This is a genomic window from Pseudomonas sp. 05N433 (genome assembly GCF_056396925.1).
The window spans coordinates 1-12,562 of the sequence record NZ_JBFTML010000037.1 but is presented as its reverse complement, the minus strand read 5'-3'; the positions used below and the strand labels follow the sequence as shown (position 1 = coordinate 12,562).

General features: G+C 60.4%; 8 protein-coding genes. 6 read left to right on the top strand and 2 right to left on the bottom strand.

Translation table 11 applies throughout. The features are described from left to right. Window positions 1-221 precede the first annotated feature (221 nt). From AC1DIS_RS19355 to AC1DIS_RS19330, 6 genes are read left to right on the top strand one after another with little or no spacing between them, the layout of a single operon-like run. On the top strand, window positions 222-1,013 hold the full coding sequence (locus AC1DIS_RS19355; RefSeq protein WP_018925700.1) for a YfaP family protein: 792 nt from the start codon (window positions 222-224) through the stop codon (window positions 1,011-1,013). Between the two features lie 48 nt (window positions 1,014-1,061). Continuing rightward, window positions 1,062-2,783, top strand: coding sequence for a DUF2138 domain-containing protein (locus AC1DIS_RS19350; RefSeq protein ID WP_064620641.1), 1,722 nt, complete (start codon window positions 1,062-1,064; stop codon window positions 2,781-2,783). Further along, the gene (locus tag AC1DIS_RS19345) at window positions 2,753-3,418 is read left to right on the top strand and encodes a DUF1175 domain-containing protein (protein WP_032833720.1); all 666 of its coding nucleotides are present in this window, start codon (window positions 2,753-2,755) and stop codon (window positions 3,416-3,418) included. The genes AC1DIS_RS19350 and AC1DIS_RS19345 overlap by 31 nt, the downstream gene beginning before the upstream one ends. 11 nt (window positions 3,419-3,429) lie before the next feature. Continuing rightward, window positions 3,430-7,989, top strand: coding sequence for an alpha-2-macroglobulin family protein (locus AC1DIS_RS19340; protein WP_477745517.1), 4,560 nt, complete (start codon window positions 3,430-3,432; stop codon window positions 7,987-7,989). A gap of 1 nt (window position 7,990) precedes the next feature. Beyond that, window positions 7,991-9,610, top strand: a complete 1,620-nt coding sequence (locus AC1DIS_RS19335; RefSeq protein ID WP_477743839.1) for a DUF2300 domain-containing protein — start codon at window positions 7,991-7,993, stop codon at window positions 9,608-9,610. Window positions 9,611-9,613: 3 nt separating this feature from the next. Further along, complete coding sequence (locus AC1DIS_RS19330) at window positions 9,614-10,420, top strand: YfaP family protein (protein WP_477743840.1); 807 nt, start codon at window positions 9,614-9,616, stop codon at window positions 10,418-10,420. A 543-nt stretch (window positions 10,421-10,963) separates the two neighbouring features. Here the strand turns inward: AC1DIS_RS19330 and AC1DIS_RS19325 are convergent. Together AC1DIS_RS19325 and ppa are read right to left on the bottom strand one after the other, a co-directional pair. Further along, on the bottom strand, window positions 10,964-11,710 hold the full coding sequence (locus AC1DIS_RS19325) for a S24 family peptidase (RefSeq protein ID WP_086945945.1): 747 nt from the start codon (window positions 11,708-11,710) through the stop codon (window positions 10,964-10,966). A gap of 228 nt (window positions 11,711-11,938) precedes the next feature. After that, complete coding sequence (gene ppa, locus AC1DIS_RS19320; protein ID WP_007933577.1) at window positions 11,939-12,466, bottom strand: inorganic diphosphatase; 528 nt, start codon at window positions 12,464-12,466, stop codon at window positions 11,939-11,941. Between the last annotated feature and the right edge of the window lie 96 nt (window positions 12,467-12,562).

Here is a 12,562-nt window from a genome sequence, read left to right as displayed (position 1 = left end):
TATGAGCCGAATAAGATCGCTATTCGGCTCACGCCCAACAAACACCGTGATTCTCACCGCAAATATAGATGTATCTGATTGTTAAAAAACTGCCGAATGGCTAATCTTCGCGCCTTCAACGACCCTATATTCAGGGTCTTCTGACGAAACGCAGTTTTTTTGATCTGTAACGCGCCGAGGATCAGGCGCCAGGTTTCGTTATGCATGGCAGGAGGCGTCACATGCGTTGGGTTCTTTCACTGCTGATTACGCTGGTCTGCGCTCAAGTGGCGCGGGCCGAGCCCACGGCCGAGCTATCGGAACCGGTGGGTGGTTGGCGCTATCACGGCTTGCTGGACCGCAGTGAAAACCCTCGCGTCGCCTATCCCACACCGCCCATCGACCGGGGCGTGCAGCGCAATCGCACAATGATCGAAGGCCAGCTCAAGGCCCTCGGCACGCTCCGTCCGCCCCACAGCCTGGCGGTCAACGGCAATCCCCTGAATCTGTACACCGACGATCAAGGGCGTTTTGCCCGCCCGTATGCGTTCGGCGCCGGTTCCAACAGCGTCGAAGTGCGCAGTTCCGAGGGCAAGTCGCTCAAGCGCGTTCAATTCTATGAAGCCAATAACCTGCGCACCCCGGCGCGGATTCGCGTGGTGCTGGGCTGGGACGATCCCAAGGCCGAACTCGACCTGCACATCATTACCCCCGACGGCCAGCACGCGTTCTGGGCCAGTCCGGCGATGAGCAACGGCGGTGGGCTGGACCCGGACGGGGTCGATGGCCCTGGCCCTGAAATGTTCACCATGACTGCGCCGATGCACGGCACCTATCTGGTTTACGTGAACTATTGGGGCAACTACGGCAGCGGCGGCTATAACTTCGATGAGAACAGCAACCAGAACGAGGTGATCACCTCGCAAATCAATCTGGTGCTCAATGAAAACACCGTCGACGAAAAACGCGAGACGTTCATCGTGCCCTTGCGGGCGATCGGCGACCTGCTGCTGGTCAAGACTTTCAACTATTAAACATCCCGCACCACGGTTGAATTCAGCCTTGTGAAAATGAGCGTGAACATGAGTGATAACACGATTCCACCAGCAGCTTCCCCGGCCGCCGCACCCGCTGCCAAACCTCCTCGCCGCTGGCCAGCGCTGGTGATCGGGCTATGCCTGGTGGCCGGAGTGGCGGGCGGATTGGGCTGGTTCCTGCACAAACCCAAGGCCCCGCCTGCGCAATTGGCCAGTGACAAACTGGGCATGAGCCGGCCGGACGGTCTGCTCGAAACCCATTCCTTGAGTCAGCTGCCCAAGGATTTGCTGGCCGTGCCGTTCCTCAAGGAAACCCTGACCGAAGATTTCGTCTTCTATTACGAAGCTCACGCCGACCGTCTCGGTTTGATTGGCAGTCTGCGGCGGATTATTTACGAGCATGACCTGAAGCTGCAGGACAGCCTGATCGAGCAGCTCTTCGACCAACCGGCGGATGTGGCGCTGTGGCGTGGGGCGGATGGGCGTCTCAAGGATTTCCTGTTGGTGATGGATCGCGGCGGACTGGCCAAGGTGCTGGAGCCGCTGGCGAAAGTGGCGCTGGATGATTCGCAACTGAGCAAGCTCGGCGAAGTGAAAGTCGGTGCCGACGCCGTCACCCTCTATCAGCTCAACTACAACGCCAGCAAGTCGTTGGTGTTCGCTTCCCATGGCGACAAATTGGTGGTGCTGTCCAATCCGGCCAAACTCTACGACCCGGATAACGGGGCTTTGGAGGAAACCGGCGGCGTTTCGACCAAGGCGATCGCCGCCTTGCTCAACGGCGACAAACTGTTCCCCGAAGCCTTCGGCCTGCCGCCGCGTGCGCCCGAGGTAAAACAACGCCTCTCGGTCAACTCCAGCGTGTTGGCCATGGGTTATCAGCGCTTCATCCCGAACTTTGCCGGCCTGCGTTTCGACATGGATGACAAGGGCTGGCACAGCTTCCTCGCCATGGACGAACTGGACAAGCAGCCGGACTTCGACTTCAAACCGATCTGGCAAGCCATGCCGATGGGCGCCAGCGCTTGCGTGGCCTTGCCGTTGGCCGCCGAACAACAGAAACCGCTGCTGGTGAAACTTGGCGCCGAAGAGTCCGTGGCCCAGGCCCTGACCGAACATATGGCCGGTGCCGCCGGCCTGTGCTGGTACGCCGATTCGCGGCTGTACACGCCGCTGCTGGTGGCCAGCCTGAATGACGATGACAGTGCCAAACTCGACGGTGACTTGGGCAACCTGTTCGGCTCGATGGTCGGTGCCTACGAAGGCAATGTTGCCGAGCACGCATTCCCGGTGGTCGAGAAACAGGACGGTAAAACCCATCAGTGGCAGCGCCAGGTCAGCTCCAACTTCGGCCCCTATAAGGCCAAGGATGCCGAGCAGCCGGACGCGATCACCGGCAAAGCCTTCATGCGCGTCAGCCTGGCGCGCCATGGTTCGACGCTGCTGTTCTCCCTCGACGACAAACTCGTCGACAAAGCGCTGGGCACCCTCGACAAACGCTTCCCGCCGCTGGCTGACGTGCTGCCGAAAGACCTGCTGATGCCGATCTATTTCGGCCCCGACTCCATGGCGCAACTGATGCAGCAGGAAACCCTCGACAGCCTGCCGCAGGACATGGAGCCGGTGTTCTACAACGCCGCGCAAACCTACCTGATCCCGAAACTGCGCACCCTTGGCGGCTACGGCAAATACGCCCTGACCTTGCCCAAAGGCAGCGAGCCCGACGGCCACTGGCAATGGCTGCCGCTGGAGTGGAAAGCTCTGTGACCGCACTCATCCGAGGCCTCGGCTTGCTGGCGTTGCTGCTGGGGACCCGCACATTCGCCAGCGAAGCCGCCGCGCTCGACCCGCAGCAATCCCAGGTATTCCGTGCCTGGTTCGTGCGCATCGCCCAGGAACAATTGACCCAAGGCCCGAGCCCGCGCTGGTATCAGCAGGACTGCGCCGGGCTGGTGCGGTTTGCCGCCAACGAAGCGCTGAAAGTCCATGACGACAAATGGCTGCGCAGCAATGGCCTGTCCAACCGCTACCTGCCGCCGGAGTTGCAACTGAGTGACGCCCAACGCGGCCTCGCCCAGCAATGGCAGCAGGGCGGCGGCAAGGTCGGGCCCTACGTCAACGCGATCAAACTGATTCAGTTCAACAGTCATCTGGTCGGCCGCGACCTGGCCCAGGCCCGGCCCGGCGACCTGATGTTTTTCGATCAGGGCGATGACCAGCACCTGATGATCTGGATGGGCCGCTTCATCGCCTATCACACCGGCACCACCACCCCCACCGACAACGGCATGCGCTCCGCAAGCCTGCAGCAACTCATGACATGGAAGGACACCCGATGGATACCCGACGCAGCCAACCCCAACTTCATCGGCGTCTATCGACTGAACTTTCTCTCCCAATGATCGGTGCCCGCATGCTGCGCATTTGCTCAAAACTGCCTCTTTTGCTTGCGTTGGTTCTGCCGCTGTCGGCAGTCAACGCCGAAGACACCGTCGAGCCGAGCGGCTATACGCCGGTAGCCGGTGAAAGCTTTTTCCTGTTGGCCGACAGTAGTTTCGCCAGCGATGAACAAGCGGTGGTACGCCTCGAAGCGCCGGGTCGTGACTATCGCCGGTTCCGCATGGAGCCTTACGGCGGTGCGGACATTCGGGTGTATCGCATCGACAAGCCGCTGGATTTCCTCAAGCGCCAGAAGAACCTGCACCGTGTGGTCAGCGACGGCCAGTTCAAGGGCGAAGGCCTGTCGAACACCCTCGCGTACCTGTGGGACAACTGGTACCGCAAATCCCGTCGGGTGATGCAGCGGGCGTTTTCCTACGAGTCGCGTAAACAAGTCACCGAGGAAGTGCCGGAACTGAAGATGGGCACCGCCATCGCCGCGCCAACGCCCTACGACGCACAGCCGCAATTCGCGTTGATTCCGGGCCTGCCGGTGGTCAGCCAATTCCGTTATCCGCTATGGCAAGCCAAACCGATCCAGCCGCCTGAAGGCGTGAAACTGGTTGGTTCTTCCAGTGAGTTCGTCAGCGTCTCGCCGGGCAACGTGTACATCCCGTTGGGCAACCTGAAACCGGGCCTGTATCTGGTGGAAGCGCTGATCGGCAAGTACCGCGCGACCACTATGGTGTTCGTCTCCAACACCGTGGCCGTGAGCAAGATTGCCGGTGATGAATTGCTGGTGTGGGCTGCGCGCAAACACGAAGGCAGTTCGGTGCCAAAAGTGAATGTGCTATGGACCGACGGCCTGGGCGTGATGAGCAGTGGCGCTACCGATGCCGATGGTTTGCTGCGCCTGAAACACGTCAGCCCCGAGCGTTCGTTCGTGATCGGCGAGGACGAAGAGGGCGGGGTGTTCGTCTCCGAGAACTTCTATTACGACAGCGAAATCTACGACACCAAACTCTATGCGTTTACCGATCGACCGCTGTACCGGCCGGGTGATTGGGTGTCGTTGAAAATCGTCGGTCGCGAGTTCAAGAATGCCCGGGATTCCGTGGCGCCGACCGCTGCCGATGTCAATGTGACGGTGCTCGATGCCACCGGTACTGCGCTGCAGTCGTTGGCGTTGAAGCTCGATTCCAAGGCCGGCACCCAGGGCCGTTTCCAGTTGCCGGACAATGCGGTGGCAGGTGGTTATGAGCTGCGTTTCAGCTACAAGGATCAGGCCTACAGCAGTGCCTTCCGCGTGGCTGAGTACATCAAGCCGCACTTCGAGATTTCTCTGAACCTGGCCAAGCAAGATTACCGCACCGGCGAACCGGTCAAGGGCAGTCTGGTGTTGTTGTACCCGGACGGTAAACCAGTGGCCGACGCCAAGGTGAGCCTGAGCCTGCGCGCCCAACAACTGTCGATGGTCGATAACGAACTGCAATACCTGGGGCAATTCCCGGTGGAGCTGACCAGCGCCGAACTGACCACCGACGCCAAGGGCAACGCGACGCTTGACCTGCCCGCCGCCGAGAAACCGAGCCGCTACATGCTCACCGTGTTCGCCAGTGATGGCGCGGCGTACCGGGTCAAGACCACCAAGGAAATCCTCATCGACCGTGGTGCCGCCAGTTTCCGCCTGAGCGCGCCGCAACGGTTCAGCGCGGTGGGCGACAAGGTTGCCTTCAGCTACGCCAATGAAGGTGGCAGCGAGCAGAGCAAAGCGGTCAACCCGAGCAGCTACAGCTGGGTGCGACTCGAAGATCAGACCACTGGCGAAGGAAAACTCGCCGCCAAGGACAAAGGCTTCAGCCTGGCCTTCGACCGTCCGGGTACTTACAACCTGACGCTGAAAGATGATCATGGCCGCGTGCTTGGCGCGACCGGTCATTCGGTCACGGGTGATGGCGTCAAAGCCGTGCCCGGCACCGTGGAAATCGTCCTCGACAAACCCGAATACAAGGCCGGCGACGAAGCCCTCGCGTTGATCACTTTCCCCGAGCCGGTCAGCGATGCGTTGTTGTCGCTCGAGCGCGACAAGGTCGAGGCCACGGCGTTGCTGTCCAAGGGCGGCGACTGGCTGAAGATGGAAAAACTCAGCGACACCCAATACCGCGCGCGCATCGCGGTGAAGGACAACTTCGCGCCGAACCTGACGTTCTCCGTGCTCTACACCAAGGGCGGTCAGTACAGCTTCCAGAACGCCGGTATCAAGGTGGTCGCGCCACAGATCGATGTGGCGATCACTACCGACAAAGAGGCGTATCAACCCGGCGATACCGTGTCCGTGGACCTCACCACCCAGTTCGCCGGCAAGCCGATTCCGGCGCACCTGACGGTCAGCGTGGTCGACGAAATGATCTACGCGCTGCAACCGGAAGTGGCGCCGACCATCGACCAGTTCTTCTACCACCCGCGCCGCAACAACGTGCGCACCAGCGCCAGTTTGTCGTTCATCAGCTACGACGTGGCACTGCCGGGCAGCCCGGGTGCGCCGGGCAAAGCCAACCGCAGCGAGCGTGGGGTGAAAGTGCTGGAGCGGCCGCGTCGTGAAGACGTCGACACCGCCGCGTGGCAGCCGGAATTGATCACCGACGCCAACGGCAAGACCCGCTTCACCTTCAAGATGCCGGACTCCTTGACCCGCTGGCGCATCACCGCCCGCGCCATCGCCGATGACGGCCAGGTCGGGCAAAAGAAGCAATTCGTGCGCTCGGAAAAACCGCTGTACCTGAAGTGGAGCGGCCCGACCAAATTCCGTAACGGCGACAAACCGGATCTTGGCGTATTCGCTTTCAGTCAGGCCGAGAAACCGGTCAAGGCTGAGCTGGTGATTCATTACGCGGGTGCCGAGCAACGTGTGCCGGTCACACTGAACAACGGCATCAACTACATCCCATTGCCGGCATTCACATTGGCCAATGGCGATTGGACCGCCGAGCTGGTGCAGGATGGCAAAACCGCTGACGCCTTGGCCGTACGCCTGACCGCGACTGGCGAAGGCTGGCAGGTGACCCAGAGCCAAAGCCTGGACGCGGTCAGCGGCGACACGCCGTTGACCTTGCCGGCGGACGCCACGGATATTCGCCTGCGTCTGGATGACAGCCCGCAAGCGGTGTTCCGTTCGGCCCTCGACGATCTGCTGAGCTATCCGTATGGCGGCGTCGAACAAACCGCCAGCCGTCTGCTGCCGCTGAGCATCGCCTATCCAACGCTGTCGTCGAACCCACAGATCCGTGATCGCTTGCGTTTGATCATGCAGAACAGCCGCCTGCGTCTGGTGCAAATGGCCGGGCCGTCGGCGTGCTTCACTTGGTGGGGCTTTGACGGCGAGCCGGATGCATTCCTCACCGCTTACGCCTATTACGCCGACTGGCACGCCAGCAAAGTGCTGGAACTGAGCCTGCCGCCGGAGCACTGGCAGCGGGTGTTGGAGGTGTACGCGAAACAGGCGCAAAACACACCACTGTTGCAGCGGGCGTTGATTCTGTCGTTTGCCAAACAGATGCAATTGCCGGTGAACACGCTGCTCAGCGGTTTGATCGACGACTTGGTGAAAGCCGGCGAAGGCAATGCCGCGAGCGTGATGGACGATGGCGCAGAGAGCCTGGTCATGAACGATCCGGATTCGGCCTTGGGGCTGGCCAGTGCTCGGGTGTTGACCGCGTCTTTGGCGCGTCAGGCCAAGGTCAATCTGCCGCCGGCGTTCAGTCGTCAAGTGGATGCTGCGCAACAGCAAGTGGCCACCAGCGCTCAACCGTTTGTCGAAGCCCTGAACCTGTCACTGCAAGCTTTCGATCAGGCTCATGCGCAAGCGTTGTTGCAACGCCTGTTGCCACAGCAATCGACCCTGGAACGCGCGTTGGCGCTGACCTGGTTGCAACGCAGCATCGAGCAGGCCTCTCCGACCATCGCACTGGCACCGGGTGAGGGCTGGAAGAAACGTTACAGTGATACCGGTGAGATGTATTGGACGTGGCAGGGCTCCTCGCCAGTGCCGGCGGCATTGTCGCTGACCGGGACGCAAGAGCGCCCGCTACGCGCCATGTTGAGCTTCCAGACCAAACAACCGGCAATCGATCCGATGGCTGTGACCATCACCCGTCGCCTGTCGCGTCTGGTGCCGGGTGATGAAGCGTTCGAATTCAAACTCGAAGCGGTCGGCACCAAGCCGTTGTCCAGCGACAGCCTGTACCTGGACGAAGTGATCATCACCAGCAAAGCCGCGAAACCGCTGCGCTACGGCATGCTCGAAGTGCCGCTGCCACCGGGTGCGGACGTCGAGCGCACCACGTGGGGCATCAAGCTGATGGGCAAGGCCGGCACCGAGCCGACCTCGCTGGAGAAGGCCCGTTTCGAGCCGGGGCAAATGGCCTATGCGGTGCCAGTGGATGCGCTGAGCGGTGAGTTGCGCCTGCGTCATCTGGTGCGCTTCTCGCAAAAAGGCCAGTTCAACCTGCCGCCGGTGCGCTTCACGCAGGTCTACGCGCCACAGCACCAGGCTCAGGAACAGAAGCAGGCGCTTGGCCAGGTCACGGTCAATTGACATGACCCGGCCTCTGGTCTGGTTACTGCTGTGTTTGATTCCTGCGCTGGCGACAGCGCAGGACGAGCCGTTGCGCCTGGGCTTCAAGGGTGAATTGCTTGCGTTGAGCCAGACTCAGGTGATCTCGCGTGAGCCATTGCCTGATGATTTGCAGACGCCGTTGGGCAGCTTGTGGAAGCTGTTTGTCTACGGTTGGCTGGTGGACACCGGCGCGCGCGAACCCGCTTATGAATGTCGCGGGCAATCGAAGGAAGAAGTTTATTGCTGCACGGCGGGCGGCACGATCGGGCGTGATCAGGCGTTGGTGAAGTCTTGCGGCTTGTACTTTGAGCCTGCGCGCCTGGGCATTGCCGGCGCACAGTGGCGCGAGTATTGGCAGGCCAGACAAGCGCCGAAATGGTTGCTGGATTTGCCGTCGTTGCAACCGCAGACCCGGGTTTCGGTGGCGGAGTTGTTGAAGGTGTTGGCCGTGATGCCGGCGCAGGATCAGGCGCGAAGGGTGTTGCTCGATGTGGTGCTCAATGCCGCGGATGGCAATGTCGTGGGTGAACTCGGTGGTCGGTTGCGGGTGAAAACCTGGAGCTGGCTGGGGGATCAGGATCCTTCGTCGCGCCAAGGCGGATTCGCGGGCTGGACGGTAGACGGCACGCCGATCTGGGCCGGTGGGCGTGGCACCAGCCAAATGGTGTTGCGCCATTATGGTCAGTCGCTGGCGACGGTGCTGCCCTCGTCGTGGCCAGCCGAGGCAGGGAAGTGCGTTGAGGTCGGTCTGTTCGCGCGTTATCCACTGAAACGCGTGTTGTCGGGGGATCGCGTTATAGCGCCCGGCCCTTTGCAAGGCGACTACCGCGTCGAGTTCGCCAACGGCAATCAACTCGATATCCACAGCGACGGCGAGTTGTTCTTGCTCAAAGACAAACTCATCGCCCGCCTCGATCGTGAAGAATACGTCGCCCGCGTCCTGCAGCGCGAAGCCAGGCCTGAACCCGTCGAAGCGGCCAAAGCCCTGGCCGTCGCGATCCGCACCTACCTGCTGCAAAATGCCACTCGCAACGGCGATTGTCTGAGCATCGATGACAGCAGCAGTCGACAGCGCGTCGCGCCACGTCCGGCCGCCACTGAATCGCGCAACATCGCCGCGTGGACCAGCGATCTGGTTCTCGCAGGCAGCAACGTCACCTATCACTCCGACCAACCGGGGCCGGACAAACTCTCCTGGCAGCAAGCCGTCGAACAAGCCAATGCCGGCCAACGCTACGACGCCATCCTGCTGCATGCCTACCCGCGCGCCAGCCTCAGTCGCTGGGACAACCCGGTCGCCTCCTGCGAAGCGCTGCCCGCCGCGCAAGACTGGCTGCAAAACCAGCGCCGCGGCTGGCGCCAACGACTCGAAAGCGAAGTCGGCTACAACGAAGTCAGCACCTTTGCGGTCTGCCGCCTGGCCTTTGGTCGTCCGTTTGTCGACCGTGAACGCCAGCGCATCTACGTACGCGGCGTGCTGTCGTTGCAAGACCGCCTCGACCTGACCCACGAATACCTGCACCTGGCCTTCGAAGCACACCCTAACGGCCAGGATGAAACCTACATCGAAGGGCTCGCCCGTCACCTCTTGCTGGAATAGGCCATGAAACTCCGTTATCCACAGGTCTTGCTGTTGCTTTGCGCTTTTTGCGTACTGCCAGCGACATTTGCCGCCGTCAAACTTGATACGCCCATTGGCGGCTGGCGTACCGGCGCCCCTGAAGGCGAAGGCGAAAACTTTCGTCAGACGGTCAATTATCCGGCTTCGTCGGTTAACACCCCGGTGGGCCAGGCCAATACGGCGCGCATTACCGGCCAGATCCAATCCACCCCCAAGAGCAATGAACCTGGCAAGCTGATCGTCAACGGCGTCAGCATGCCACTGAAGATAGACCCCGCCGGTCACTTCGACCGCCCGTTCTCATTCCCCAAAGGCAGCAACAGCGTTGAAGTCCGCAGCCCCGATGGCCAACAACGCCACCGCACGCAGTTTCTTAACGCCAGCGGCGGCGCAACCCCGGCCAAGTTGCGGGTGCTGCTGTCCTGGGACAGCGACAACACGGATCTGGACTTGCACCTGATTACGCCCGACGGCGCGCACATCTGGTACGGCGATCGAGTTGCACCCAACGGCGCAGCGCTGGATGTCGACGTGACCACCGGCTACGGCCCGGAAATCTTCGCCATGCCCGCGCCGATCAAGGGGCAATACCTGGTGTATGTGAACTACTACGGTGGCGGGTATCGCAGTGATGACGAAGGTCAGGAGGATGCGGTTCAGCCGCTGACCACCGCGCAAGTGACAGTGATTACGGAGGAGGGGACGCCAGATGAAAAAATGGAAACGTTCCTGGTGCCGATGCGGGCGGTGGGGGAGTTGACGTTGGTTAAGGGGTTTAGTTATCCGTGAGGGGGGATCGTCTCGGCACTGCTGAGACCTTTATCCAATCCGTAGCAGCTGCCGAGCCTGCGAGGCTGCGTTCGAGCCGGGGTCGCGCTCGACCGAAGTCCTCGCATATCCGCTGTACACGGTCTTCCTGAAAGAAACGGTTGCCTGATTTTACGACTGCTTCGTGGCCGGACGCAGGCTTCGCCAGCTGCTACAAGGAGTGCGGTGCTTGATGAGGGGGCTGAGGTTGGTTTGGGGGAGGGCGCAGGATTATTCCGGGCATTAAAAAGCCGGCTTGTGGCCGGCTTCTCGGGGACTGGCTTGGTTTATTTTTGGTAAACCGCGCCAGCCTTCAAAACGTACACCCGGATCTTGCGTCCGGCTGTGGGACTTGGCGAGAAAGTGATCTGCCTTGTCGGTGCGATCTGAGCCTTGGAAAGGGTCGATGCGCAAATGTGGGGCGCAGCATACTGATTTTTTTGAGGAATTCCCAGCTTGGTGTGCGGGATAGAGCGATTGCGCTGAGGCGTAGCAGCTGCCGAAGGCTGCTACAGGGCTTCGTATTTACAGGAACGGTACGGACGGTCTGCGTTTGTTGAGCGTCGACCACCAGAACACCCATCCCAATACCCTGATGTTCTGCTTGTCGATCTGCTCGGCGTTGAAGATCTCATCCGGATACTCGGCACGATTGTGGCTGCGCAACCGCAGCGCATTTCCCGGCATCCGGTGCAGGTATTTGATTCGCAACATTCCGTCATGCTCGATCGCATAGATCTCGCCATCGATAATCTGCGTAAGCCCGCGATCAATGGCGAGGGTAGAACCGTCTTCAATCTTTTCGGCCATGCTGTTGCCGATCATATGGGTGCAGATGGCATTGGCATGTTTGATTTCCAGGGAGTCGAGGTGGCTGTGGGGCAGGCGGATGGATTGGCCGGGGTCCTCGACGACGTGGGTTTTGTTGGAGCCTGGGGCGGTGGCGGTCTCTTTGAAGAAGGGCAGTTCGACGTCGATGGGCTCGATCACCGTGTAGATGCCCCGGATTGCCTGGGCGTCGAAGGTGTTGCCGGACTCGTCGAGCACACGCAGGCGTGAGGACTCTTTAGGACCTTCGCCGGTTTTCAGCCAGTCACTGTTTACAGACAGAAGTCGGGAGACTTCTTCCATGCGATAAGCGGGCACACCACGGGTGTACCAGTTATGGATATTTTGCGCTTCCGTGTCGAAGAAAGCGGCAAATCCTGTCGTTGTGATGTTGGCTGCTTCGAGGAGCGCTCTGAACCGTGGGCCGCTAGTGTTCTTTTTCATAAACACGAGTCTACGGGCGCAGGATGGGGGTTTGAATAAACGACCCGTTCAAATTTCGAGGGAAATTTAAGACCGGATGTAAGACGCTTTTCGTAAAAAATAAACAGGCAAACACCCAGGCCGAAATGCTCAAAACTCATTGTTAAAAGCGTTCCAGGCAGGCACAAAAAACCCCGGATCAACCGGGGTTTTTCTTGAAGCGTGAGGCTAGAAACTAACCGTTGCTTCTCAGCCTTTGTAGGCAGCGACCGACTTGGTGATCGCGGCGCGGGCGGCGTCTGCGCCGTCCCAGCCTTCGATTTTCACCCATTTGCCTTTTTCGAGGTCCTTGTAGTTCGCGAAGAAGTGCTCGATCTGCTGGATCAGCAGGGCTGGCAGGTCGGTGTATTCCTTCACGTCCACGTACAGCTGGGACAGCTTGTCGTGTGGGACTGCGATGACTTTAGCATCGCCGCCGCCGTCGTCGGTCATGTTCAGGATGCCGACTGGACGCGCGCGGATCACCGAACCTGGAGCAACCGGGTAAGGAGTCACGACCAGCACGTCGAGGGGATCACCGTCGTCAGCCAGGGTGTTCGGGATGTAACCGTAGTTGGCCGGGTAGAACATTGGGGTGGCCATGAAACGGTCAACGAACAGGCAGTCGCTGTCTTTGTCGATTTCGTATTTGATCGGCGCGTGGTTGGCCGGGATCTCGATCGCGACGTAGATGTCGTTCGGCAGGTCTTTGCCAGCCGGAATCTTGCTGTAGCTCATTGGGCGGTGCCCCCGTTAGTTGACCAAAAACACTTGGCCGGATTGACCAAAAAGTGGCGGCGATTATAGGCATATTCCGCCGTTGATGCCATGCAC